The sequence below is a fragment of the Rhodococcus sp. D-46 genome (assembly GCF_011290655.1).
In the GTDB taxonomy this organism is placed as follows: domain Bacteria; phylum Actinomycetota; class Actinomycetes; order Mycobacteriales; family Mycobacteriaceae; genus Rhodococcus_F; species Rhodococcus_F qingshengii.
The window spans coordinates 430,554-456,074 of sequence record NZ_JAANTF010000005.1 but is presented as its reverse complement, the minus strand read 5'-3'; the positions used below and the strand labels follow the sequence as shown (position 1 = coordinate 456,074).

At 62.6% G+C, this 25,521-nt stretch carries 22 protein-coding genes and 2 tRNA genes; 17 read left to right on the top strand and 7 right to left on the bottom strand.

The annotated features are described in order from the left end of the window. The first annotated feature begins 74 nt into the window (after nucleotides 1-74). From G9U53_RS15405 to G9U53_RS15380, 6 genes are all read left to right on the top strand, one after another. Nucleotides 75-1,253 (top strand): acyl-CoA dehydrogenase family protein, encoded by a 1,179-nt coding sequence (locus G9U53_RS15405; protein ID WP_064074815.1) that lies wholly within the window; start codon nucleotides 75-77, stop codon nucleotides 1,251-1,253. A gap of 166 nt (nucleotides 1,254-1,419) precedes the next feature. Beyond that, a complete protein-coding gene (ettA, locus tag G9U53_RS15400; RefSeq protein ID WP_007730925.1) occupies nucleotides 1,420-3,099 on the top strand; it encodes an energy-dependent translational throttle protein EttA in 1,680 nt (559 codons plus the stop codon). 4 nt (nucleotides 3,100-3,103) lie between these two features. Continuing rightward, complete coding sequence (locus G9U53_RS15395; RefSeq protein WP_003944475.1) at nucleotides 3,104-3,523, top strand: acyl-CoA thioesterase; 420 nt, start codon at nucleotides 3,104-3,106, stop codon at nucleotides 3,521-3,523. Nucleotides 3,524-3,622: 99 nt separating this feature from the next. Beyond that, a complete protein-coding gene (locus G9U53_RS15390; RefSeq protein WP_165638868.1) occupies nucleotides 3,623-8,470 on the top strand; it encodes an NAD-glutamate dehydrogenase in 4,848 nt (1,615 codons plus the stop codon). Next, nucleotides 8,467-8,886, top strand: a complete 420-nt coding sequence (locus G9U53_RS15385) for a thioesterase family protein (RefSeq protein ID WP_003944573.1) — start codon at nucleotides 8,467-8,469, stop codon at nucleotides 8,884-8,886. Before G9U53_RS15390 ends, G9U53_RS15385 begins: the two co-directional genes overlap by 4 nt. Beyond that, on the top strand, nucleotides 8,879-9,565 hold the full coding sequence (locus tag G9U53_RS15380; RefSeq protein ID WP_030536651.1) for a hypothetical protein: 687 nt from the start codon (nucleotides 8,879-8,881) through the stop codon (nucleotides 9,563-9,565). Before G9U53_RS15385 ends, G9U53_RS15380 begins: the two co-directional genes overlap by 8 nt. A 28-nt stretch (nucleotides 9,566-9,593) precedes the next feature. On the opposite strand, the gene G9U53_RS15375 is transcribed toward G9U53_RS15380, so the two are convergent. Next, nucleotides 9,594-11,192 (bottom strand): glycoside hydrolase family 13 protein, encoded by a 1,599-nt coding sequence (locus G9U53_RS15375; protein ID WP_063316242.1) that lies wholly within the window; start codon nucleotides 11,190-11,192, stop codon nucleotides 9,594-9,596. Between the two features lie 164 nt (nucleotides 11,193-11,356). Between G9U53_RS15375 and G9U53_RS15370 the strand changes: the two genes are divergently transcribed. Beyond that, a complete protein-coding gene (locus G9U53_RS15370) occupies nucleotides 11,357-11,791 on the top strand; it encodes a cupin domain-containing protein (protein WP_037126505.1) in 435 nt (144 codons plus the stop codon). Nucleotides 11,792-11,795: 4 nt separating this feature from the next. Here G9U53_RS15370 and G9U53_RS15365 read toward each other — a convergent pair whose 3' ends face one another. After that, nucleotides 11,796-12,203: a globin gene (locus G9U53_RS15365; RefSeq protein WP_003944464.1), complete on the bottom strand. Its 408-nt coding sequence runs from the start codon at nucleotides 12,201-12,203 to the stop codon at nucleotides 11,796-11,798. 182 nt (nucleotides 12,204-12,385) lie between these two features. Here G9U53_RS15365 and G9U53_RS15360 point away from each other — a divergent pair, with 182 nt between their 5' ends. The 3 genes from G9U53_RS15360 (at nucleotide 12,386) to G9U53_RS15350 (ending at nucleotide 13,932) form a co-directional block, all read left to right on the top strand. Next, nucleotides 12,386-13,084: an HNH endonuclease gene (locus tag G9U53_RS15360; RefSeq protein ID WP_172403517.1), complete on the top strand. Its 699-nt coding sequence runs from the start codon at nucleotides 12,386-12,388 to the stop codon at nucleotides 13,082-13,084. A gap of 118 nt (nucleotides 13,085-13,202) precedes the next feature. Further along, nucleotides 13,203-13,466 (top strand): hypothetical protein, encoded by a 264-nt coding sequence (locus G9U53_RS15355; protein ID WP_007730943.1) that lies wholly within the window; start codon nucleotides 13,203-13,205, stop codon nucleotides 13,464-13,466. After that, on the top strand, nucleotides 13,453-13,932 hold the full coding sequence (locus G9U53_RS15350) for a DUF5130 domain-containing protein (RefSeq protein WP_165638867.1): 480 nt from the start codon (nucleotides 13,453-13,455) through the stop codon (nucleotides 13,930-13,932). The genes G9U53_RS15355 and G9U53_RS15350 overlap by 14 nt, the downstream gene beginning before the upstream one ends. 71 nt (nucleotides 13,933-14,003) lie before the next feature. Here G9U53_RS15350 and pepN read toward each other — a convergent pair whose 3' ends face one another. Together pepN and G9U53_RS15340 are read right to left on the bottom strand one after the other, a co-directional pair. Then, on the bottom strand, nucleotides 14,004-16,583 hold the full coding sequence (pepN, locus tag G9U53_RS15345; protein ID WP_165638866.1) for an aminopeptidase N: 2,580 nt from the start codon (nucleotides 16,581-16,583) through the stop codon (nucleotides 14,004-14,006). A gap of 65 nt (nucleotides 16,584-16,648) precedes the next feature. Next, the gene (locus tag G9U53_RS15340; protein WP_136471175.1) at nucleotides 16,649-17,884 is read right to left on the bottom strand and encodes an FAD-dependent oxidoreductase; all 1,236 of its coding nucleotides are present in this window, start codon (nucleotides 17,882-17,884) and stop codon (nucleotides 16,649-16,651) included. A gap of 166 nt (nucleotides 17,885-18,050) precedes the next feature. On the opposite strand from G9U53_RS15340, the gene G9U53_RS15335 reads away from it, so the two are divergent. Continuing rightward, a complete protein-coding gene (locus tag G9U53_RS15335) occupies nucleotides 18,051-18,674 on the top strand; it encodes a DsbA family protein (RefSeq protein ID WP_042923843.1) in 624 nt (207 codons plus the stop codon). On the opposite strand, the gene G9U53_RS15330 is transcribed toward G9U53_RS15335, so the two are convergent. Then, nucleotides 18,662-19,540: a M48 family metallopeptidase gene (locus G9U53_RS15330; protein WP_042923839.1), complete on the bottom strand. Its 879-nt coding sequence runs from the start codon at nucleotides 19,538-19,540 to the stop codon at nucleotides 18,662-18,664. The genes G9U53_RS15335 and G9U53_RS15330 overlap by 13 nt on opposite strands. A gap of 100 nt (nucleotides 19,541-19,640) precedes the next feature. On the opposite strand from G9U53_RS15330, the gene G9U53_RS15325 reads away from it, so the two are divergent. Together G9U53_RS15325 and G9U53_RS15320 are read left to right on the top strand one after the other, a co-directional pair. Then, nucleotides 19,641-20,114, top strand: a complete 474-nt coding sequence (locus tag G9U53_RS15325) for a ribose-5-phosphate isomerase (RefSeq protein WP_003944571.1) — start codon at nucleotides 19,641-19,643, stop codon at nucleotides 20,112-20,114. Nucleotides 20,115-20,129: 15 nt separating this feature from the next. After that, the gene (locus G9U53_RS15320; protein WP_050654623.1) at nucleotides 20,130-20,927 is read left to right on the top strand and encodes a DNA-formamidopyrimidine glycosylase family protein; all 798 of its coding nucleotides are present in this window, start codon (nucleotides 20,130-20,132) and stop codon (nucleotides 20,925-20,927) included. Here G9U53_RS15320 and G9U53_RS15315 read toward each other — a convergent pair. Together G9U53_RS15315 and G9U53_RS15310 are read right to left on the bottom strand one after the other, a co-directional pair. Beyond that, nucleotides 20,924-21,700, bottom strand: coding sequence for a DUF1542 domain-containing protein (locus G9U53_RS15315; protein ID WP_165638889.1), 777 nt, complete (start codon nucleotides 21,698-21,700; stop codon nucleotides 20,924-20,926). The two genes, G9U53_RS15320 and G9U53_RS15315, sit on opposite strands and share 4 nt — an antisense overlap. Nucleotides 21,701-21,892: 192 nt before the next feature. Next, a tRNA-Gly gene (locus G9U53_RS15310) sits at nucleotides 21,893-21,966 on the bottom strand. 395 nt (nucleotides 21,967-22,361) lie between these two features. Between G9U53_RS15310 and G9U53_RS15305 the strand changes: the two genes are divergently transcribed. From G9U53_RS15305 to G9U53_RS15290, 4 genes are all read left to right on the top strand, one after another. Then, a tRNA-Pro gene (locus tag G9U53_RS15305) sits at nucleotides 22,362-22,435 on the top strand. Nucleotides 22,436-22,567: 132 nt separating this feature from the next. Then, complete coding sequence (gene tig / locus G9U53_RS15300; RefSeq protein ID WP_007730958.1) at nucleotides 22,568-23,941, top strand: trigger factor; 1,374 nt, start codon at nucleotides 22,568-22,570, stop codon at nucleotides 23,939-23,941. Nucleotides 23,942-24,157: 216 nt separating this feature from the next. Continuing rightward, a complete protein-coding gene (locus G9U53_RS15295) occupies nucleotides 24,158-24,745 on the top strand; it encodes an ATP-dependent Clp protease proteolytic subunit (RefSeq protein ID WP_007730960.1) in 588 nt (195 codons plus the stop codon). A gap of 48 nt (nucleotides 24,746-24,793) precedes the next feature. Continuing rightward, entirely contained in the window at nucleotides 24,794-25,456 is a 663-nt protein-coding gene (locus G9U53_RS15290; RefSeq protein WP_003944539.1) for an ATP-dependent Clp protease proteolytic subunit, read from the top strand. The last annotated feature ends 65 nt before the right edge of the window (nucleotides 25,457-25,521 follow it).

Below are 25,521 nucleotides of genomic sequence, written 5' to 3'. Positions count from 1 at the left end.
TTCACTTCCGCAAGTTTCTAGAACGTGTTCTACTTTAATGGTCGTTGGTCGACTATCAATGGAGGCGGAAGATCATGGGTCAGGTTCTGGACAACATCTCACAGTTCGCCGACGAGATCCGCGCCGACGGGGTCGAGGGCGACAAGCTGATGCGCTTGACGGACGGCAGCGCGAAGCGTTTGCGCGACGCCGGCGTCATCCGGATGTTGCAGCCGAAGGAGTTCGGAGGCCTCGAGGCGCATCCGCGTGAATTCGCCGAGACGGCAATGGCTATCGGTGCGATGGATGGTGCCACGGGCTGGGTCAGCGGCATCGTCGGTGTGCATCCGTGGGAGCTTGCGTTCTTCGACCGCAAGGCTCAGGAAGAGGTGTGGGGAACCGATCCTGATACGTGGATGGCGTCGCCGTATGCGCCGATGGGTGTGGCGAGGCCGGTCGAGGGTGGGTACATCCTCAACGGTCGTTGGTCGTTCTCCTCGGGTACCGATCATTGTGACTGGATCATGATCGGTGCGATGGTCGGTGACGAGTCCGGTAAGCCGTTGATGCCGCCGAAGATTCTGCACGTGTTGTTGCCGCGTTCGGATTACGACATCGACCAGGACAGCTGGAATGTCGTGGGTCTGCGCGGTACGGGGTCGAAGGATCTGATCGTCAAGGATGCGTTCTTGCCGACGTATCGGACTCTTGATGCGGGAAAGGTTTTCGACGGGACGGCGTGGAAGGAAGCGGGCCGTACGGAGACGTTGTACAAGTTCCCGTTCTCGTGCATTTTCCCGTTGGGGATCACTTCGTCGTTGATCGGTATCGCCGAAGGTGCGTTGGCGTGCAACATGGCGGCGCAGCGTGAGCGTGTGACGGTCAGTGGTGTTCCGATCAAGGAAGATCCGTACGTGCTGTTCGCGATCGGTGAGGCGGCGGCCGAGATCGCTGCTTCTCGGGCTGCGATCTTGGAGACGGTGGATCGTTTCTGGGACATGACGGAGAAGGGGCAGGAAGTTTCGTTCGAGCTTCGTGCGATCGGTCGCCGTACGCAGACTGCTGCGGCGTGGCGTGCGGTGCGTGCGGTGGACGAGATCTTTGCTCGTTCCGGTGGTGGGGCTTTGCAGTTGAACACGCCGATGCAGCGGTTCTGGCGTGACGCTCATGCCGGTCTCGCGCACGCGATCCACGTACCCGGTTCCATTTTCCATGCGTCGACGCTCTCGCAGCTCGGTGGCGAGCCGAAGGGCATCCACAGGGCAATGATCTGAGCCGTCCTGGGGACACCCGGAGGTGTCCCCATCGCGGTTTTCGTGGGGGTCGATGAGCATGTCGACGAATCTGGTCGATGACCTCGGACTGTCCGCAGAACCCGCATCGGTGTGAGCGCCAACGCGCAATGTGGGTTATAGGACAAACACCGATAGGCTGGCGGTCATGGCTGAGTTCATTTACACGATGAAGAAGGTGCGCAAGGCGCACGGTGACAAGGTCATCCTCGATGACGTCACGATGAGCTTTTACCCCGGCGCGAAGATCGGTGTCGTCGGACCGAACGGCGCTGGTAAATCCAGCATCCTCAAGATCATGGCCGGACTGGACCAGCCGGGCAACGGCGAGGCATTCCTGGCCCCGGGCGCGACCGTCGGCATCCTCATGCAGGAGCCGGAGCTCGACGAGACCAAGACCGTTCGCGAGAACGTCGAGGACGGTCTCGGAGAGACGATGGTCCAGCTCAAGCGGTACAACGAGATCGCCGAGCTGATGGCTACGGATTACTCCGACGAGCTCATGGAAGAGATGGGCGAGCTGCAGGAGAAGCTCGATCACGCAGATGCGTGGGAGATCGACTCGCAGCTCGAGCAGGCTATGGACGCCCTGCGCTGCCCCCCGCCGGAAGAGATGGTCACCCACCTCTCCGGTGGTGAGAAGCGACGCGTTGCGCTCTGCAAGCTGCTGCTGAGCAAGCCCGACCTCCTGCTCCTCGATGAGCCCACCAACCACCTCGACGCCGAATCTGTCCTGTGGCTCGAGCAGCATCTCGCTGCTTACCCCGGCGCAATCCTCGCCGTGACTCACGATCGCTACTTCCTCGATCACGTCGCGCAGTGGATCTGTGAAGTCGACCGCGGACGCCTGTACCCGTACGAGGGCAACTACTCCACCTACCTGGAGCAGAAGGCTGCACGCCTCGAAGTTGCCGGCAAGAAGGATCAGAAGCTGCAGAAGCGCCTCAAGGACGAGCTCGCATGGGTTCGTTCCGGCGCCAAGGCCCGCCAGGCCAAGAACAAGGCTCGTCTCGATCGCTACGAGGAAATGGCGAACGAAGCAGAGAAGACGCGCAAGCTCGACTTCGACGAGATCCAGATCCCGGCACCGCCGCGCCTGGGTGACGTGGTCGTGGAGGTCTCGAACCTCGACAAGGGCTTCGACGGTCGCGTGCTGATCAAGGATCTCTCGTTCACGTTGCCGCGCAACGGAATTGTCGGCGTCATCGGCCCCAACGGCGTCGGTAAGACGACGCTGTTCAAGACCATCGTCGGTCTCGAGGAGCCTGACGCCGGTGAGGTCAAGATCGGTCAGACGGTCAAGCTGAGCTACGTCGACCAGAACCGTTCCGGAATCGACCCCAAGAAGACGGTCTGGGAGACCGTGTCCGACGGGCTCGATTTCATCGTCGTCGGCCAGACCGAGTTCCCCTCGCGCGCGTACATCAGCTCGTTCGGTTTCAAGGGCCACGATCAGCAGAAGCCGGCCGGCGTCCTCTCCGGTGGTGAGCGCAACCGCCTGAACCTGGCGATGACGCTCAAGCAGGGCGGCAACCTGATCCTGCTCGATGAGCCCACCAACGACCTCGACGTCGAAACCCTCGGCTCGCTGGAGAACGCTCTCGAAGAGTTCCCCGGCTGCGCCGTCGTGATCTCGCACGATCGCTGGTTCCTGGACCGGACCTGTACCCACATCCTCGCGTGGGAAGGTGGCTTCGGCGACAACGAGGCAGCTTGGTACTGGTACGAGGGCAACTTCGAGGGCTACGAGGCGAACAAGGTCGAGCGACTCGGCCCCGACGCCGCACGCCCGCACCGCGTGACTCACCGCAAGCTCACCAGGGACTGATCCGGTGTCCGACGTATACACGGCGCAAATCCAGGTCCGGTGGGGCGATTCCGACCGGTTGGGTCACGTCAACAACACGCGTTACGTCGAGTACATGCAGGAAGCGCGCATCCAGTTCCTGGAAGCGAAACTGGCGCCGCTCGGCGGCCGGCCGGGATACCTCGTGGTTCGAAAGATGACCGTCGAGTTCCTCAAGCCGGTCACCGATCGGTCCGGTCCCTTGAATGTGGAGATCTTCACGACTCACGTCGGGACTTCCTCGTTCACGGTTCGGCACGTCATCCGTGACAACGCGGGTGTCGAATGCGCTTTCGGCGACGCGTTGATGGTCGGATTCGACACGGTGTCCGAAAAGTCCAGACCGCTGGCGGACAGCGAACGCGCGGTGCTCGAAGCATCGCTTGTTCAGATGACGACATCGTAGATTTCGTTTCTCAGTTCACCCTAGGTACTGGTTGCCGCGGCTAGTCTCGAGTCAGAGATTGGTCGCGGCGATCAGAACCCACAAGGATGTGAGCCAGCAATGACAGACCGTGTACGGCAGCAGGGCACAGGCCTCGACGAAGCGACGTTGTTGACGCGTCTTCGCGAGGCCTTTTTCACGCATATCGACGAGGGTGACAGCGACGACGTCATCAACGGTCGATCGGATCGAGTCCTGCTCGCGCATCTTGCGCTCGGGAGGCAGCGGACCCCGGGCACGGCCGTATGGCGTGTGTACCGCCCGTCAGGATCCGAGGGTCTCGGCGCTGCCGTCCAGATCGTCACCGACGACATGTCGTTGCTCGTCGAGTCCGTTACCGCGATGCTCAACCGACAAGGTGTGGGAATCAGTCAATTCGCCCATCCGATCCTGACGGTTGAACGCGATGACTCGGGCAATCTGATGTCCTTGGGCGACAGCGGTATCCAAGAATCCTGGATGCACGTCCAGTTGGACTCCGAAGTCGAGGATTCCGCTCTCGACGCGATCGAAGCACACCTCGGCAAGGTGCTCGCAGACGTCCGCCAGGTGGTTGGTGACACCCCGGACATGAAGGCATTGCAACTGCGCGTTGCCGACGAGTTGGAGAGTGCCGCAGAAACTGCCTCCGGGAGGATCACCCCCGAAGAATTCTCCGACACCGCCCGGCTGCTGCGGTGGATGGCGGACGGAAACTATGCCGTGCTCGGATACCGGCGATTCGAGGGTACGAAGGACGGTTCACGCACGGTCGCCGGCAGTGGACTCGGCGTGCTGCGCTCCGACGCGGTCACCGAAGGCCCGATGAGTTTGCCTCCCGTCGCAGATCTCCCGGATCGACCGCTTCTGGTCCTGACGCAGGGATCGTTCCCCGCCACGGTGCACCGCGCCGTCTACCCGTACTTCGTGGGTGTCTCGATCCTCGACGACGAGGGAAACATCGTGGGGGAGCACAGATTCCTGGGTGTGTTCACCGTGGTCGCACTCCACGAGAACGTCCTCGCGATTCCTCTGATCGAGCGCCGCGTCCGCGAAGTCATCGCGCGTGCCGGTGTCGACCTGCATTCGTACTCCGGACAGGCGATGCTCGAGGTCATCCAGTCGTTCCCACGCACCGAGTTGTTCTCGAGCGACGCCGAGACCTTGTTCGAGACCGTCCACGCCGTGCACAGCATCGGGCTGCGTCGACAGGTGCGACTCTTTGTCCGCGAGGACACGTTCGGACGGTTCGTATCCTGCTTGGTGTACCTACCCCGCGACCGGTACACGACGCGGGTGCGACTGGCGATGCAAAACCTGCTGTGGCGCGAATTCGGACCAGGCACAGTCGATTACACCGCCCGGGTTACCGAGAACGATCTTGCGCTGTTGCACGTGACGATCCGGCGCGATCCGGACAGTGAGCCGGTTCATCTGGATGTCTCCGAGGCCAACCGCGAGCGAGTTCAGGCTCTGTTGACCGAAGTCAGTCGTAGCTGGGACGACCGCATCAACGACCTTGTTCGTGAAAGTCCAGGTGTGGATCCGGAACTGGTGCAGCGGTATTCGCGGGTGCTTCCCGATGGATACAAGGAGGACTTCGAACCGTCACGCGCGTTGGCCGACATCGCCAGACTCGAGGCGTTGGCGCCAGGCGCGATCGACGTACTGCTCTATCGTGCTGTGGACTCCGCGCCCGGTGCCTGGCGCTTCACGCTCTTCGTCGGCGGCGACGGTATCTCGTTGAGCCAGGTGCTACCGGTGCTGCAGTCACTCGGCGTCGAAGTTCTCGACGAGCGGCCGCACGTCGTGCAGCGACTCGACGGCGTTCAGTGCTGGATCTACGATTTCGGATTGTCGGTACCGGCGGATCTTCGGGCGTCGGTCGAGATCGACCTCGATGCGCAGGTGCCGCTCGAGACCAGTACCGCCCCGCTGACCGAGGTCCAGAAGCGATTCACGGCTGCATTCGGTGCAGTCTGGTTCGGCCGGGCAGAAGCTGACCGATTCAACGAGTTGGTGCTGCGGGCCGGAATGTCCTGGCGGCAAGCCGTGGTGCTGCGTGCTTACGCAAAGTATCTGCGCCAGGCCACATTTCCGTACAGTCAGTTCCACATCGAAGGAATCGCGCTTACACACCCGCAGACCGCGTTTGCATTGGTGCAGTTGTTCGAGGCGATGTTCGACCCCGAGAAGCAGGACGACATTCGCGTCGCCGAATTGGACGAGCAGTTGCGTGCGTCCATCGACGAGGTACTCAGCTTGGATGCCGATCGCATTCTGCGTGGAATGTTCTCCTTGGTGAAGGCGACCTTGCGTACCAATTTCTACGTCGTCGACGCCGATGGCCGCTCTCGCGACTACCTGTCGGTCAAGCTCGATCCCTCACGGATCAGCGAGTTGCCCAAGCCGCGGCCGGCTTTCGAGATCTACGTGTACTCACCCGAGGTCGAAGGCGTCCACCTGCGATTCGGCGCAGTCGCGCGCGGCGGGCTCCGCTGGTCCGACCGGCGCGAGGATTTCCGCACCGAGGTGCTCGGCTTGGTGAAGGCTCAGGCCGTCAAGAACGCGGTGATCGTGCCGGTCGGCGCCAAGGGCGGCTTCGTCGTGAAGAATCCGCCTCTGCCGACGGGTGATCCGGCCGTTGATCGAATGGCGACGCTGGAAACCGGCAAGGCCTGCTACACCACGTTCATCTCCGGATTGCTCGACATCACCGACAACGTGCACGCGGCTACCGGCGAAGTTGTGACGCCGGATCGAGTGGTGCGCAAGGACGATCAGGATCGCTACCTGGTGGTCGCCGCGGACAAGGGCACGGCGACGTTCTCGGATCTCGCCAATTCGGTTGCCGCCAAGTACGACTTCTGGCTCGGCGACGCGTTTGCCTCCGGTGGCTCCGTGGGATACGACCACAAGGGCATGGGTATCACCGCTCGCGGCGCCTGGGAAAGCGTCAAGCGGCACTTCCGCGAACTCGGGGTCGACACGCAGACGCAGGATTTCACGACGGTAGGCGTCGGCGACATGAGCGGAGACGTGTTCGGCAACGGAATGCTCCTCAGTCGGCACATCCGTCTGGTGGGCGCGTTCGACCATCGACACATCTTCCTCGATCCGAACCCGGATGCAGCGAGCTCGTTCGTCGAACGTCAACGACTTTTCGAGTTGCCACGGTCGTCATGGGCCGACTACGACAAGAGCCTGATCAGTGAAGGTGGCGGCGTCTGGGACCGCACGGTCAAGTCGGTTCCGATCGCCGAAAGCGTCCGGATCGCACTGGGTCTGGCCGAGGGGGTCACGAAGCTCTCGCCGCCGGAATTGATGCAGGCGATTCTGTCGGCACCGGTGGATCTACTCTGGAACGGCGGAATCGGTACATACGTCAAAGCGTCGACCGAGACCAATGCGCAGGTTGGCGACAAGAGTAACGACGCCGTGCGTGTCGACGGTCAAGACCTGCGGGTCAAGGTGATCGGGGAGGGCGGCAACCTCGGCGTGACAGCTCTGGGACGAATCGAGTTCAGCGCCAACGGCGGTCACATCAACACCGACGCCATCGACAACTCGGCCGGCGTCGACTGCTCCGATCACGAAGTGAACATCAAGATTCTTCTCGATTCGCTCGTGCGTTCGCAGTTACTGCCCACGCAGGAACGGAATCCGTTGCTGGCGTCGATGACCGACGACGTGGCGGCGCTGGTGTTGGCGGACAACATCGCCCAGAATGCGCTGCTCGGAATCTCCCGCGTGACCGCTTCTCAGATGCTCGGTGTTCACCGCCGTCAGTTGACGGATCTGACCAAAGCACGTGGCCTTGACCGCAAGCTCGAGGCGTTGCCGACCGACAAGGAGATCGAGCGTCGACTCGAGGCCGGTGTGGGTCTGACGTCGCCGGAACTGGCGACGCTGACGGCGCACGTCAAGCTTTCACTCAAGGACGATTTACTTGCAACCGAGTTGCCGGACAACGATTTCTTCGCCCAGCAGATCCCGCAGTACTTCCCGACCGCTGTTCGCGATCGGTTCGAAACGGAGATCAAGGCACACCCGTTGCGGCGGCAGATCGTCGCGACGATGCTCGTCAACGAAGTGATCGACAACGGCGGAATCACCTACGCCTACCGCTTGGCCGAGGAGACCGGAGCGAGCAGTACCGACTCGATCCGTGCCTACGCCGCTGTGCGAGAGGTCTTTGCGCTCGACGAGGTGTGGTCGCGAATCCGCTCGGCGGGCGTCAGTGCAGAGATCGAAAACGAGCTGATCGTGGAGTCGTGCCGCTTGCTCGACCGCGCGTCGCGGTGGTTCCTGGCCAATCGGCCCCAGCCGATCGCCGTCGGCGCCGAGGTAGCGCGTTACTCGGCGGCGTATCGGGCGACGGCACCTCTGGTTCCGGGGATGCTTGCGGGCCATCAACTCGACGATCTGCTGGTGCGCGCTCAATCGGTGATCGATCGCGGGGCTCCGGAAGCGTTGGCGCTGGACGTGTTCCGACTGCTCGACGTCTACTGCCTGCTCGACATCGCGGATATCGCCGACATCGCAGATCACGACATCGCCGAAGTTGCGGAGCTGTACTACGCCTTGGACGCGCATCTGGGAATCGACTGGTTGCTGAGCGCGGTCTCGGGACTCGAGCGCGGCGATCGCTGGCACTCGCTCGCGAGGCTCGCGTTGCGAGACGACCTTTACAGTTCGCTTCGGCAGCTGACGATGGAGGTTCTGGCCGGCGGCGAGCCGGGGGAGTCGCCGCAGGAAAAGATCGACGAATGGGAATCGACCAACGCCTCTCGCCTGAGCCGGGCGAGGGCAGCTCTCGTCGAGATCTTCGAGTCTGGGACGCTTGACCTCGCGACGCTCTCGGTGGCGGCGCGTCAGGTTCGTAGCATGGTGCGCAGCATGGGCACCCGATCGGAGGTAGGACGTTGAGCGAAGGATTCCACGCCGAAGTTGTGGTTCGGTGGTCCGACATGGATGCCTTCCAGCACATCAACCACGCACGGATGGTGACGTTGCTCGAAGAGGCGCGGATTCCTTGGTTGTTCGAAGACTCGCGCCCGACGGTCACCCTGCGTGACGGGGCCGTGATTGCCGATCTCCACGTGCGGTATCGCGGCCAACTGCGGCACGACGATTCACCGCTCGACGTCTTCATGTGGGTGGAAAAGGTGCGCGCGGTGGACTTCACCATCGCGTACGAAGTTCGCCCGCGCGGCGCCGATCTCAGCGTTCCGCCGTCCATCGTGGCGTCGACTCAGATCGCGGCCTTCGATATCGACACTCAACGTTTGCGTCGCCTCAGCGGGCCCGAGCGCGAGTACCTGGAGAGCTGGCAACGTGCATGAACGTGTACTGACCGTGCCCGAGGAGGCCGAGCGAAAGAACTTGGCCGGCTTCATCGGTCATGCACTGCGCTTGGACGAGTCCACGGTCATCCGAATGCGTCGACGCGGAGATGCTCACCTGAGCGTCTGGGCGTCAACGGGTTTCGACGCTCTCGCTACACGAACCGTGGCGGGCACCATCAACCCTGACGACACCTCGGCTGCCGGCGATCAGTTGCTCTCGGCGGTGGAGCAGGCGACAAGTGAGCTGATCGATCCGGGGTTCGCCATGGATTCGGCGTGGCGTGGGGCGTTGCCGCCGATGGACGGCTTCGAGCACCTGGACGACGTACCCGCCCGGGTGCTGATCGAACTGGCGCAGCGGGGCAACGCCTTGGCACTGGAGCATGGAAGTAGTCACGGTCCGCCGGCGTCGTTGCTCGATCAGGACGTGCTCGAGGTCAGTGGTCCGTCCGGCACGGTCGGGATCTCGATGCGGGTTGTTTTTGCCTTGACCGCAATGGGATTCGTTCCGCACGCCGGGTCCGAGGCGATGACCGCCGACATCGACCTCGAGCAGATCGACGCCTCGGAACTGGTTCGGGTGCGGGCGAGCAAATCCTGGGTGCGGCTCGATGCACGGTTCGGTTCGATCTACCGTCACCGCGGTGGTTCGATACCGCTGATGGTCGCACGATAGGAGTTCAGGTGGCGGGTGCGGTGTTCTCTCAGATCAGCCACGCCGCAGCGTTGACGGGTAGTTGACCGTCGAGGAGTGGTGCGCTGCTCAACAGTAGCTGCCCGCTCGGCAGTGCGATCGGCACCTCCGTGGTGTTGAGAGCACAGATCAGACCACCGCGTCGACGGAAAGCGAGGCAGCCGGGGGGACTGCCGTACCAATCGATGTCGGCGCCGGAGAACTCCGGCCTGGCGCTACGAAGTTCGAGGGCGGCGCGATAAAGCGAGAGCATCGAGTCGACGTCCTCGATCTGCGCCTCCACCGTGAGCGTCGACCACTCGCGTGGCATCGGCAACCAGGTGCTCGCGCCGGTGGTGAATCCGAACGGGGGTTCGCTTCCTTCCCACGGAAGGGGCACTCGGCAGCCGTCGCGTCCTCGCTCGGCATGTCCGGATCGTTCCCAGACCGGGTCCTGTAGTGCCTCGTCGGGCAGGTCGACGTTCGGCAGGCCGAGTTCGGCTCCGTTGTAGATGAAGCTCGCGCCCGGAAGCGCCAGTTCGACGAGGATCATCGCCCGTGCGCGTTGGGTTCCGATCTCACCCCCGCCGTAGCGCGTGACTTCACGTTCGACGTCGTGATTCGACAGCGTCCACGTGGGCACACCCCCGACCTCGGCGACGGCCGCAAGAGAGTTCTCCACGGCCTCCCGGACGGACTCGGCGGAGAATTCGGTTTCTGCAAGTCGGAAGTTGAATCCGAGATGCAGTTCGTCTGGCCGGATGTATTCGCCGAACTTCTGGTTGTCCTTCACCCAGATCTCGCCGACGGTCATCGCCTCCGGGAACTCGTCCATGACCTTGCGGATGCCGCGGTGGATTTCGTGAACTGCCGGGTTGTTGAACCGCGGGTCGTCGTCGGAATTGCGCATGAGCTCGTTGAGCTCCCAGTCGTGGTCCGGCAAACCGTCGGGCTTAGCCATTCCGTGGGCCACGTCGATGCGGAATCCGTCGATTCCGCGCTCGAGCCAGAAGCGCAGAGTCTTGGCGAGGTCGTCGAAGACCTCGGGGTTGTCCCAGTTCAGGTCGGGCTGTTCCTTGGCGAAGATGTGCAGGTACCACTGGCCGGGTGTTCCGTCGGCTTCGCTGACGCGGGTCCATGCCGGGCCGCCGAAGATGCTCGGCCAGTTGTTCGGCGGTTCGTTGCCGTTTTCACCTTTGCCGTCTCGGAAGATGTAGCGGGATCGCTCCGCAGAACCTGGCGCCGACGCCAGGGCTGCCTTGAACCACTCGTGCTGATCACTCGTGTGGTTCGGGACCAGGTCCATCGTGACCTTGATTCCGCGTTCGTGGGCTGACGTGATCAGTGAATCCATCGTCGCCAGATCGCCGAAGAGGGGATCGATGTCGCGAGGATCCGAGACGTCGTAGCCGTGGTCTGCCATCGGTGACTTCATCACCGGGCTCAACCAGATTGCATCGATGCCGAGCAGTTCGAGGTAGCCGAGTTTCTCCTCGACTCCGCCGAGGTCGCCGATACCGTCGCTGCCCGAATCGGCAAAAGAACGCGGATAGATCTGATAGAAGACCGCCTCGTTCCACCACGGGGCTTCGGGCCGGCTTACAGAGGACGAATCCGCGGGGGTGCTCACAGCAGTTCATAGTGCCAAACGTCTGGCACTCTCACGACTTGGACACGGCAAAAGCGTGACTCTTTACCTAGCCTTGGTGTACTTTGCATTCACGCGGTGACACCATGTGGCAACTTTGGTGTTACTGCCGGGGGAGAAGTATTCGGGAATTCAACCAAGGGGGCTTGGCCTTGACTTTGTCGGCAATCGAAGCGGTCAGTTTGGATCATGTACTGCTCGAAGATGATCCGATCAACCGCGACTGGATAATCTTCGGCACACCGGTTGCACGGTCGGCGCAATGGTCGGCGAGTAAAGACGGGACCACGACTACACACGTCTGGGATTGCACGAAGGGGCGCTTCCGCTGGTACTTCCACGCGGACGAAATCGTGCACATCATCGAAGGGTCGGTCACCGTTCAGGCCGACGGAATCGCCGAGCGAACCCTGAGTGTCGGCGATGCCGCACTCTTCCGTGCGGGCAGTTGGTCGGAGTGGGAGGTCGAAGAGTACGTGCGCAAGCATGCAATCTTGAGTTCGCCCCTGCATCCCACGGTGTCGTTCGGGGTACGAGCAGTCCGCCGGGTCGCGCGCGTGTTCAGGCCGAAGGCTAAGTAGACGGTCAGATAGCGGAGTTCACCATGGACGCGGCAGCCATCTCCATGTAGTCGATCAACTGCTTGCGGTGCACCGGGCTCAGAGTCTTCTCGTCGATGGACGCGATGGCGACGTGCATGCACCGCAGCCACGCATCACGCTCGATCGGGCCGATCACGAATGGATTGTGGCGCATCCGCAGACGCGGGTGTCCACGCTCCTCCGAGTACGTGTGCGGTCCGCCCCAGTACTGCTCGAGGAACATCCGCATCCGCCGCTCGGCCGGGCCGAGATCGGCCTCGGGGTAGAGCGGGCGCACAACCTCGTCCTTCGCGACTTCTTCGTAAAATCGCGCGGTGAGCTTGTGAAACGTCTCGGCTCCGCCGACGGCGTCGTAGAAGGTCTGCTGCACGTCGTGCTGTACGTCATTCATGGCAAGTTCCATTGTGCCTGACGGCCGTAGTGGTCGGTTTCCGGGTCGACGACGGTTGTATCGAGTCGGAGTGCGTACCCATTCACCGGAAATTCACCGGCCGTCCTGGCAATTTTGTTCGAAATGAGAGTGCGTAACGCGATCATCCGTGGTCAACTTGGGGGCAGTCTCCCGGAGGTCGTATGAAGAACCGACATGCTGCACGCAATCACCGACAACTCCAGCCCACTAGCGCGCGGAACGACCACGCGTTAGGGGCTGTTCTGGAAGTTGTTCCTGACGGGTTCGCGCACACTACCGACCCACTCTTTTCCGACGAGCATTCTCACCTCGAGATGTTCCCTCCCGATCGCGTCGTCCCCGAGTGGGTGAAACGTCGGGTGCTACTGCTCAACGTCACGTACGAACCGCTGACCGCCCTTCCTGCCAGGCGCGCGGTCGTACTGATGGCCTGCGGCAAGGCCGATACCGTCCACGAGGACGAACAGGGCCCGGTAGTCCATTCCGCGGACTGGTCGGTGCAGGTTCCCTCGGTCATTCGATTGCGCACCTACGTGCGCGTTCCATATCGCGCCCGCATCCCCATGACTCGTGCCGCGCTGATGCATCGTGACCACTTCCGATGTGCGTACTGCGGAGCCAAAGCCGAAACCATCGACCACGTCGTTCCTCGCAGCAGAGGTGGCGGGCATTCGTGGGAGAACTGCGTCGCGTGCTGTGCCCCCTGCAATCACCGCAAGGCAGACAAGATGCTCAGCGAACTCGGATGGACCCTCCGTGCGGAATTGGTCCCGCCGTCCGGACCTCACTGGCGTCTGCTCGCGGCGACCAAGGAATTGCATCCGGCGTGGATGCCTTATCTCGGCGTGGGCGCAGCCTGAGCTATGTGTCGGCGTGGGCGCAGCCTGAATTGAGTTCTAGCGTCACCGAAACGAAATTGCCCGAGAATTTGTGGCCCTGACGCTTTCCTTCCTGGCGTTCTGGGCTACGTTATCTGGTGTGAGCATTCTCGAGGTAGTACTGATATACGTTGGGATTCCGGCCTTGATCACCGCGTTCTTCGCGGCTGCGTCCTTCCTCGGGAAGAAGACGCCGGGACCGGTTCCGCCGGCGTTCCATCTCGGTGAGTCGTGGGATCACGCTCCCGTGCTGTGGAGTGCTGTCGACGAGGTCACCGTTCGCGGTGGCCATCACGGCAGTGCACACGCAATCGAAGCCGGTTCGGCTGATCTGATCGGAGGGTCCGCAAGTGGCAAGTGGTGATCATTCGACCGCGCTCGCAGTAGCGCCCGAGGACCTGCCCGTCGGCAGCGTCGTCACGTCCAGTGGACGCGTATCCGGTGTGCATCGCATCGGCGAGCCGTTCACCGACGATCTTCCGTTCGAGACCATGGATCTGGTCGCGCTCGACGTCGCGATGACCGAAGCGACGCGGGCCACCAAGGTGCGGTTCAACGCGTACGTCGGTGATCTCGGTTCTGATCCGGCAGCGGGTGCCGACGCATTGTTCCCGACCACGCCCGAAGCCGAGCGTTCCGTCCTGATCGCCGTTTCGCCCAACCAGCGCACCGTCGAGGTTCGCAGCGGTCGGGTAATCGCCGATCGGGTCACCGATCGTGTTACCCAGCTCGGAGCAACGGCAGCTGTTGCATCCTTCAGTGAAGGCAACCTGATCGACGGACTGATCAGTGCCATCCGCGTTATGGCAGCCGCAATTTCAGCGCCGTAACTGTTTGTCAGACACAGGCCGGTGCCCGCGTCGATTCGTGAGAATCGACGCGGGCACCGGCCTTTCGCATGTCAGCTCGCGTCGAACTTTCGTGCTGCGAGTGAACGAACCACGCCGGCCTGGCCTTCGACGACCAGGCGACGCAACGCGGGAGGGATGTCGCCTTCGAGGAACCGGTCTGCTGCCGCTACGGATTCGTCCGAGATCGACCACGACGGGTACAGCCCGATGACGACCGTCTGTGCCACTTCGCTCGAGCGTCGTTCCCACACCGCCGCGATATCGGCGAAGTAGCGGGAGACGAAGGGCTCGAGCAATTCGTCCTGGCCTTCGCGAGCGAACCCGCCGATGATCGATCGCGCGGTGATGTTGGGCACGGAGTCGTCGCCGACGACCTTTGCCCAGACCTCTTCCTTGACAGCGACCTGCGGACGTCCGGCCGCGGCCGCCGCGGCTTGACGAGCGCCCGCAGCGGTCGGGTCACGCTGAGCTTCGGCGTCGATGAATGGAGTTGCGGTTGCTTCGGCGTCGATCTCACCGGCGGCTGCGAGTGCCCCGACGATGCGCCAGCGCAGGTCCGTGTCGACGATCAGGCCGTCGAGCCCAACGGTGGAGGGATCGGCGTCGAGCAATTCGCGCAGTACCTCGGTGTGCCACGGGGAGAGTGCTGCGCCGGTAAGTGCGTTGACGAATGCCAGCTGGTGGTCGGACCCGGCCTCTGCCTCACGTGCGAGCTCGAGCAACCGATTGGCGAAGCTCGCCGCGCCTTCGGCCTCGGCCCAGGCCGGATCTGCGTAGGAGCCGATGGCGGTTTGGGCTTGGAGCAAGAGACGTTGCACCACACCGACTTCGGTCTCCGAACTGATGCCGCGCTCGACCAGCGCGACGAAGTCGCGTGCCTTCAGTTCGGCTTGACGGGTCATTTCCCACGCCGCCGACCAGACCAGGGTGCGGGGGAGTGAGTCGGTGATGTCGCCGACCCGCTCGATCGCCGTCGCCAACGATTCGGGATCGAGTCGCACGGAGCCGTAGGTGAGATCGTCGTCGTTGACCAACACGAGTGCACCGCGGGCGACGCCGACAAGTTCGGGGACATCCGTGCTTTCCACGGCATCGAGGTCGAGTTCGACGCGATGGCTTCGCACCAACTTGCCGTCGACGTCGTCGTAGATTCCGATGGCGATCCGGTGGATTCGCCGCTCGCCGGCGCCTGGTGCAGCACCGTCCTGCAGGACGGCGAAGCGGGTGAACTTTCCGTCTGCGTCGACATCGAAGTCGGGGCGCAGGATGTTCAAACCGGTGGTCTTGAGCCACTGCCGACCCCAGTCGGAAAGGTCACGGCCCGAGGACTTTTCGAGTGAGCCCAGCAGATCGTCGAAGGTTGCGTTTCCGAATGCGTGCTCACGGAAGTACTCACGCAGTCCGGCGAGGAACGGCTCGAGTCCGACGTATGCCACCAACTGCTTGAGGACGCTGGCGCCCTTCGCGTACGTGATGCCGTCGAAGTTCACCTCGACGGCGGCCAGGTCCGGAATGTCCGCGGCAATCGGGTGCGTCGACGGCAACTGGTCCTGGCGGTACGCCCACGACTTCTCGACGTTGGCGAACGTCGTCCAGGCGTTCGTGTACTCCGTGGCCTCGGTCTGGCACAGGACCGAAGCGAAGGTCGCGAACGACTCGTTGAGCCACAGGTCGTCCCACCACGCCATCGTGACGAGGTCGCCGAACCACATGTGCGCCATTTCGTGCAGGACCGTTTCGGCACGACGTTCGTACGAGTAGCGGGTCACCTTGGAACGGAAGACGTAGTCCTCGAGGAATGTCACGGCGCCGGCATTCTCCATCGCGCCCGCATTGAATTCGGGGACGAAGAGCTGGTCGTACTTGCCGAAAGCATAGGGAACACCGAAGTTGCGGTGGTAGAAGTCGAATCCCTGCTTGGTCTCGGTGAACAGTCGCTCCTCGTCCATGAACTCGGCCAGCGAAGCGCGGCAGAAGATTCCGAGCGGGATGTCGCCGTGCTCGTCGGAGTAGTTGTCGGTCCACTGCGCGTAGGGACCGGCGATGAGCGCCACCAGGTACGTGCTCATCTTCGGGGTGGTCCTGAAGACGTGCTTGCCGGGATCGGCGGCAAGGGTCTCGACGACCGCGGAGTTGGAGATGACCTTCCACGACGTGGGAGCGGTGACGCGGACGTCGAACGTGGCCTTGAGATCAGGCTGATCGAAGCACGCGAACATGCGCTTGGCGTCAGCCGTCTCGAACTGTGAGTAAAGGTAGACGGCGTCATCGGTCGGGTCGACGAATCGGTGCAGCCCCTCGCCGGTGTGGGAGTAGATGCAATCGGCCTCGATGACCAACTCGTTGTCGGCAGCGAGGTCAGGCAGGCTGATGCCAGTCGACTCGTCGTAGCCGGAGACGTCGAGCGCGGTGCCGTTCAGGACCGCGGAATGGACTCTGGCCGCGACGATGTCGATGAAGCTGCTTGCTCCGGCCGTGGCGGTGAACGTGACGGTGGTCTTCGAGGAGAACGTCTCCTCGCCGGGTGCGTCTTTGCCGTCGGTGAGATCGAGTTCGATCAGGTAGTTCTCGACGGTCAGGATTGCTGACCGTTGCGCTGCGGTTTCGCGTGTCAGGTTCGGTGCGACCACAAAGATCTCCTCGTAGATGGTGCGGATCTATTACGTCCATCCCATCACGAAGAGAACGACTTCACTCAAGCGGACACTTCTGCCAGCGGAATCTCCGGATCGGCCAACCGCTCCGGATCGACGGGACGCGAAGACGCGACCAATTCCTTGATGGCGTCACCGGCATCCCAGATGTTCACGTTCATGCCGGCGAGCACCTTGTTCGCGGAATCGAGCCAGAATGCCAGGAACTCGCGCTTGTCGACGTCGCCGCGAGTGACGACACTCGAGTAGCCGCCGTGCGGTGCGTGACCTACGTATTCCATTCCGAGGTCGTACTGATCGGTGAAGAAATACGGCATGCGGACGTACTCGGCGGGCCGTCCCAACATGGTCTCTGCGGCCGTCTCGGGTTGGTTGAGTGCGTTTGCCCAGTGCTCCACCCGAATTCGTGCATTCAGAATCGGATGCTGTGCGGCCGCGATGTCACCCACTGCGACCACGTCGGGGTCGCTGCTCTGCAGACCGGCGTCGACGAGAACCCCGTTCTCGACGTCGATACCCGCCTCCGATGCCAACTCGGTGTTCGGCAATGCGCCGACAGCGATCAACACGGCGTCGGCCGGAATCACGGTTCCATCGCTCAAAGTGACGCCCGAGGCGTGACCGCCGTCGACAGAGATTGCGGTGACGTCCGTGCCGGTGCGTAAGTCCACCCCGTTCTGGCGGTGCAGTGCGGCGAAGACCTCACCCATTTCCGGGCCGAGGGTCGATTCGAGCGGAAGTCCGGCATGCTCGAGCACGGTGACGTCGACGTCGAAACCGCGAGCCGACGCGGCAATTTCGAGGCCGATCCAGCCGGCACCGATCACGACGAGCTTCTTGTCGGCGGCCAGGGTGCGCAGCAGCGCGGCGGCCTGATCGACTGTTCGCACGTAGTGAACGCCCTCGGCGTCGGATCCCGGGATGTCGAGGCGCCGCGACCGCGAACCGGTGGCCAAGGCGAGCTTGTCGTAGCTGATCGTGGAACCGTCCGGAAGTGACACGGTGTGCGCAGCGGGGTCGATGGCCGTTGCCGTCGTTCCCGGGCGAAGATCGACGCGATGGTCCCGAAACCACTCGCCGTCGTGGACGGTGAATTCGGGGAGTGTCTTCTTGCCTGCGAAGAACTCTTTCGACAGCGGCGGACGCTCGTACGGGAGGTGGTCTTCTTCACTCAATACGGTGATCTCACCGTCGAAATCTCTGTCACGCAGGGCTTCTGCGATCTTTGCGCCCGCGAGCCCGCCGCCGACGATCACGAATCTCCGGTTGGTGCTCATTACTGAACCACTCCTTCGTACTCGTTTCTTTTCGACACTACTGCGATCGGGAGGTGGTTCGGGGGAAAGCGCGGGAAGGATTGCGGGTTCATGATTGTTGCCAGAACGGGAGTATGTCCCCGAACTGATATGACCTGACCGACATGAACTGATAGGGAGTTTCTTCGTGAGCGCAACCTCGAGCAAGACCACGGACACTGCTGACTTCTGGTTCGATCCGCTCTGCCCGTGGTGCTGGATCACCTCACGCTGGATTCTCGAGGCCCAGCAGGTACGCGACATCGAGGCCAAGTTCCACGTGATGAGCCTTGCGGTTCTCAACGAGGGCCGTGACCTTCCCGACGAGTACCGGGAGATGATGGCCAAGGCCTGGGGCCCGGTCCGTGTCGCTATCGCTGCAGCGCAGCTGAAGGGCGACGATATCCTCTTGCCGCTGTACACGGCGATGGGGACGAAGATTCACAACGAGGGAAACAAGGACTTCGCCGACGTCATCAAGTCGTCCCTTGCCGAGGTCGGCCTGCCACCTGAACTGGCCGAGGCCGCCGACACCGACAAGTACGACGAGGCTCTGCGCGAGAGCCACCACAAGGGCATGGACGCCGTCGGACCCGACGTCGGAACCCCGACGATCCATGTCAACGGTGTGGCGTTCTTCGGCCCCGTGCTCTCACGCATCCCGCGCGGCGAGGACGCAGGCAAGGTGTGGGACGGCGCAGTCGCGCTGGCCGGCTACCCCCATTTCTTCGAGCTCAAGCGGACCCGCAACGAGGATCCTCAGTTCGACTGAGCGGCAGTGAGCGCCGGATTTCGGTAGAGCTGACCCGGCCGGAAGAACAGATGCCCTGAGTGCGTGCGGTTGCGAAGCGCAGCCGCACGCCAGGTCAGCACCGGATGCGACGACAAGATGTTGACGAACCACGGGAAGAACCCGGATTCGAGTGTCGCCCGATCGGCCAGTTCGTCGAACCCGACCAGACCCACCAGATACTTTCCCGCGCCGAGGACGCCCATCGCGCCCGGTGCGCCCTGAGGGCGCATGTGAAAGCCGAAGTTGTCCGCCGTGTACTCCATGGAACGCGACAGCGAAGATCCGATCACCGGAATGTAGTTCGACGCGAACTGTCCCCACTGGCGCCAGTACGACGCATGCCCGGCAGCGATGTGGCCGACCTCGTGGCCGATGATGAATGCGAGCGCATCGGGCTCGCGTGCCTGCCCACCGACTTCGAACAGGTCGCTGTAGACGACGACGAAACGGCGAAATCCGTGCCCCGACGCAAACGCGTTGATCCGTCCGTTCCCCAGCACGACGTAGGCATCCGGCGGAGTTTTCATGCCGAACCGTGCCGCAGCCTCGGCAACCAGCTGATACCCCTCCGGAAACTGTGAAGGCGTCATCTTGATTCCGTTGACCTGTTGCGATCCGTACAGCTGACCTCGCGCGAGGAACAGCAGGATCGGAGCCGCGAGCACCACGAGGATCCACGTCGACAGATCACCCGCAGCGATCAGAACGATCGCCACCACATAAGTGACGACCGTCGTCAGCACCGCGAGCACGAGTAGCGGGATTTCCCACGGGTGGCGAACGGCGTCACTGCCCGGTGACACACGAACGGCGGGTGCAGCGGCCTGGCCGTTGACGGGGTACATGGGCACCACGATAGGTGTGCTCGCGCGGCGATGCGTGTTCCTGAAAGTGTGACGTCGACCCGGGTGCGCCCGGCTGGTCGGGCCTGAGAGAATTGTCGCCATGCGCGTATACCTGGGTGCCGACCATGCCGGATTCGAACGTAAGAACGAGATCATCGAACACCTGAAAGCGAACGGCCACGAGGCCATCGACTGTGGTGCTCACGAGTACGACGCCGTGGACGACTACCCGGCTTTCTGCATCGAAGCCGCAAAGCGCGTCGTCGCCGACGAAGGCAGCCTGGGAATCGTCCTGGGTGGCAGTGGCAACGGCGAGCAGATCGCAGCGAACAAGGTTCCCGGCGCACGGTGCGCCCTCGCTTGGAGCGTCGAAACGGCGAAGCTGGCACGTGAGCACAACAACGCTCAGCTGATCGGCATCGGCGGGCGTATGCATTCCCTCGAGGAATCGCTTGCCATCGTCGACGCTTTCCTCGCCACCGCATGGTCGGGTGAAGAGCGCCACCAGCGTCGTATCGACATCCTGTCCGAGTACGAGAAGACCGGCGTCGCACCGGCTCTGCCGCAAGCCTGATCCGAAAGTTGTTCCGTGCCTGAAGGTCATACCCTGCACCGGCTGGCACGGTTGCATGCCCGCAAGTTCGTCGGTTCACCGGTCCGCGTCCTCAGTCCGCAAGGCAGATTCGCCGAGGACGCGCGCCTGGTGGACGGACACGTACTCACGTCCTCGGATGCCTGGGGAAAGCACCTCTGGCACACGTACGACAACGGTCTGACAGTTCACGTACACCTCGGGTTGTACGGAAAGTTCACCGACGCCACCCTGCCGATGGAAGAACCGGTAGGCCAGGTCCGGATGCGAATGGTCGGTGCCGACTTCGGCACCGACCTTCGTGGTCCCACCGCCTGCGAAGTCCTGCTACCTCCTCAGGTCGCCGCGATCGAGGCCAGACTCGGGCCGGACCCACTGCGCCGCGACGCGGATCCAGAGAAGGCCTGGTTGCGAATCTCCAAGTCCAAGACGGCAATCGGCGCCCTGCTGATGGACCAGGCGGTCCTGGCGGGTGTCGGCAACGTCTATCGCGCCGAACTTCTCTTTCGTCACGGAATCAACCCTGAACGACCGGGGAATCTCGTCTCTCACGGCGAGTGGACCGCCATGTGGGCAGACCTAGTCGAATTGATGAAAGTCGGCGTCAGACGGGGGAAGATGCACGTCGTTCGCGCCGAGCACGACAACGGAGATCCGGCGTACGCGAAGGATCGTCCGCGTACCTATGTCTACAGAAGAGCAGGATCGCCGTGCCGCGTGTGCGGCACACCGATCCTGCATTCCGTCATGAAGGCACGAAACCTGTTCTGGTGCCCGGTGTGTCAGTCGGCTTAGAAGTCGAAGCCGCCGAAGTCCCCGCCGCCCCCGAAATCCATTCCGCCTCCGTCGCCACCAGACCAGTCGCTTCCGCCGTCAGCGGTGTAGTCCGTGTTGTCGATACTTCCTTGGTCGGCGCCGGGATCACCGGCGTCCATACCCTGATCTCCCGAGTCACCAGAGCCTGTGTCGGCGCCGGGATCGCCACCCTCGGCGAAAGCCTCTGCGCCGTAAGGAACCCCGGCCATGCCGGAGAACATGGTCGAGAACAGCATCATCGAACCCAGACCCCAGGCGCCGGCGACGAGTGCAGGCTTCCACCAGGGTTCGGAGTACCAGCCGGCCGGGACCGGGCGTCCGGCGACTCGGCCACCGGGGTAGTAGTTGGGTGTGTGCGACGACGGATTGGGTGATGCGGCGACCTTGCGGCCCTCGAATTCGACCTCACGGTCTTCGGTGACCGAACCGGCAGCCTTCTGTCCGTCGATGGAAGGAACTTCCGGTCCCGGATCCATGCCCATCGCCACCCGTGCCGCGCGGATGTAGTAAAGCCCTTCCAGTGCAGTCTGTTTCGCGAGACGTGCTTGGACCGGCGTTGCGGCCTGATCGATCTGCGAGCCTGCGGCGTTGTACCGTTCGGCCGCGTCGGCGAGGGCTTGGCGCGACGCGTCGTCACTGCCGGTCAGGTTGTAGACCTGACCGCCGAGGCGTTCGATCGACTGCCGGGCATCGGCTTTCGCATCGTCGAGTTGTGTTGCGCTGTGGCCGGAACCGCGTTGCTGGCTTTTCATGACCAGAAATACGACTACGGCCAGAACGACGAGTATGAGAAGAATCGTGGTCACGTGGCCTCCCGAGCAGAATCGATCCGGACAACTCCAGGATACGGACCGCAGGGGAGTGGTCTGAGTGGACAAAGTCGGAATACAAAAAATCCGCACCGGCTGGGCCGATGCGGATCTTTTGTGGAGTTTCCCTCCTGATGGAGGGGATGACGGGAATCGAACCCGCGTGATCAGTTTGGAAGACTGAGGCTCTACCATTGAGCTACATCCCCGTGCATACGACAACTCGGGATCGCCGTGTTCGTCGTCTGCGATACGAAACTGTACCCAATGCCCCACCGGATTTCATAATCGGGGGGTCGGAGAAGTTCGAGACCGTCGTTCACCTGGGGAATTGGCGAATTGCTCGGCGAGTTGGGGTGTCTCGGCCGCAGGCGCGACTTCTGATTCCGGCTCTGAATGGCAGTTGAGGCAAGGCTGTATGTGGCTGCCGTCGGATGACATACTGACGGGGTCGACAGCCGGGCCGTGTACAAATGGCGGTCGGGTTCGTGAGAGAGTAGTGAGCGCGATAGGGTTGTGCGCGGTCACCGATGGTGGCTGCCTTTGTGGCCCGCTGTCTTTGTGGCCTCGGATGGCCGTATCGTGTGTTTCATGTGATCGGAAACGGGATGTAGCGCAGCTTGGTAGCGCATCCGCTTTGGGAGCGGAGGGTCGCAGGTTCAAATCCTGTCATCCCGACAAGTACGTACATGGCACTTCACCTCCAGTAAGTCCGGGAGTGAAGTGCCGCGCCAGACAGCAGTACCGAACACACAGCAGTACCGATTCAACACAAGTTGTGAGCAAGACCAGACGAAGGAGCGAAGTTTCGTGAAGAGCACCGTCGAGCAGCTCAGCCCGACGCGAGTCCGTATCAACGTTGAGGTGCCCTTCGCGGAACTCAAGTCTGATTTCGACAAGGCCTACAAGGCCCTCGCGCAGCAGATTCGTCTCCCCGGCTTCCGTCCCGGCAAGGCTCCGGCCCGCCTCCTCGAAGCGCGTGTCGGTCGCGGCGCTGTGCTCGAGCAGGTCGTCAACGACGCTCTGCCGTCGCGTTACTCCGAGGCTGTCACCAGCGCCGGCGTGAAGGCCATCGGCCAGCCCGAGATCGAGGTCACCAAGATCGAAGACGGCGAGCTCCTCGAGTTCACCGCCGAGGTCGACGTGCGCCCCGAGATCGAGCTCCCTGACTTCAGCTCCATCAACGTCGAGGTCGATCCGATCGAGATCACCGACGAAGCCATCGAAGAGCAGCTGCTTTCGCTGCGTCAGCGTTTCGGCACCCTCACCGGCGTCGACCGCGCAGTCGAGGACGGCGACTTCGTCTCCATCGATCTGTCGGCCACCGTCGACGGCGAGAACGTTGCCGAGGCAACCGCGAGCGGACTGTCGCACGAGGTCGGTTCGGGCCAGCTCATCGAGGGCCTCGACGAAGCCATCATCGGCCTCAAGGCGGGGGAGTCCAAGGACTTCACGTCGACGCTGGTCGCCGGCGAGTACGCAGGCAAGGAAGCTGTTGTCACCGTGACCGTGCAGACGGTCAAGGAGCGCGAGCTTCCGGCTGAGGACGACGAGTTCGCTCAGCTCGCCAGCGAGTTCGACACCCTGGAAGAACTGAAGGCTGACCTCCGTGAGCGCGTCGCACGCGTCCGCAAGGTCGAGCAGGCCGGTCAGATCCGCGACAAGGTTCTCGAGCAGCTGCTCGAGACCGTCGAGGTTCCGCTGCCGGAGGCCGTCGTCAAGGCTGAGGTCGACGCTGCTTTGCACGACGCCGTTCACGGTCTCGATCACGACGAAGAGGCACTGAACAAGCTCCTCGAAGAGCAGGGCAGCAGCCGCGAAGAGTTCGACAAGGATGCACAGGAAGCCGCTGAGCGCTCCGTCAAGACGCAGCTCTTGCTCGACTCGATTGCCGATGCGGGCAACGTCACCGTCGGTCAGGACGAGCTCACCGAGCGCATCCTGTTCCAGGCGCAGCGTTACGGCATGGCTCCTGAGCAGTTCATCCAGCAGATCCAGCAGGCCAACCAGCTCGGCGCCGTCTTCGCAGACGTCCGTCGTGGCAAGGCTCTCGCGTCCGTCGTCGAGTCGGCCGGTGTCAAGGACACCTCCGGCGCAGTTGTCGACACCGCAGAGCTGTTCGGCAGCAGTGAGGCCGAAACCGAAGCGGACGAGTCTGATTCCGCCGAGAGCGAAGACAAGTAAAAACGCAGGCGGACGGGTGTTTTCACCACGATCGACTGCACTGAGTTTTCCGCTTTGAGCGAAGTAGGGCGGCACCGGGACTCCGGTGCCGCCCTACTTCGTTACTGTCTGTGTCAGTAGAAGTGTTTCGCATAGACGATCCACCGCACAAGTAGATCCACATAGAAGGCAGGTACCGTGACTTCCAATCACCTGGAGACTTTGCAGAGTCCCGCCATGACTTCAGCGACCGCTGGGTTGAACCTCAGCGACTCGGTGTACGAGCGCTTGCTGCGAGAGCGCATCATTTTCCTCGGTACCCAGGTCGACGACGACATCGCCAACAAGCTGTGCGCACAGATCCTGCTGCTCTCGGCCGAGGACCCGACGCGAGACATCTCGCTCTACATCAACTCGCCCGGTGGATCCGTGACCGCAGGTATGGCGATCTTCGACACGATGCAGTTCGCCGAGTGCGACATCGCCACCTTCGGCATGGGCCTTGCGGCGTCGATGGGTCAGTTCCTGCTCTCGGCAGGCACCAAGGGCAAGCGCTACGCACTGCCTCACGCCCGCATCATGATGCACCAGCCGTCCGCCGGCATCGGTGGTTCCGCCAGTGACATCGCGATCATGGCCGAGCAGTTCAAGCACACCAAGCGCGAAATGGCCGAGCTGATTGCTCAGCACACCGGCCAGACGGTCGAGCAGATCACCGCGGACTCCGATCGTGACCGTTGGTTCACGGCGAAGGAAGCTCTCGAGTACGGCTTCGTCGACCACGTCGTCTCCCGTGCGAATCAGGCCGGCGGCACCGGCAACTGAGCCGGTTCGCCCGTCCTTTCGCTGCCCAATTCATACTTTGGAGAACTGATGACCAATCTTTTCGGAGCTAACTCGCTGGGCGGCCAGGCGCCGTCGGGCCCCCAATCGCGTTACATCCTGCCCCAGTTCACGGAGCAGACCAGCTACGGCGTCAAGACGTCCGACCCGTACAACAAGCTGTTCGAGGAGCGCATCATCTTCCTCGGCTCGCAGGTCGACGACGTGTCCGCCAACGACCTCATGGCGCAGTTGCTCGTTCTCGAATCGCAGGATCCGGACCGCGACATCACGATGTACATCAACTCGCCCGGTGGTTCTTTCACCGCGCTGATGGCGATCTACGACACGATGCAGTACGTCCGTGCCGACATTTCCACCGTCTGCCTCGGTCAGGCTGCTTCGGCAGCTGCCGTGCTTCTGGCCGGCGGTACGCCGGGCAAGCGCTTCGCGCTCCCCAACTCGCGCATTCTGATCCACCAGCCGGCTACGGGCGGCATCCAGGGTCAGGTTTCCGATCTGGAGATCCAGGCTGCGGAGATCGAGCGTATGCGTCGGCTCATGGAGAGCACGCTGTCGCTGCACACGGGTAAGGATCCGGAGACCATCCGCGTCGACACCGATCGCGACAAGATCCTCACGGCCGAGCAGGCCAAGGAGTACGGCATCATCGACGACGTGCTGGCTTACCGGAAGCTCAGCGCACAGAAGTAGTCGATTTCCGCCTCGTGTCGAGGATCTGTTACCCGATTCCCGACACGAGGCGGACACGTCGAGAA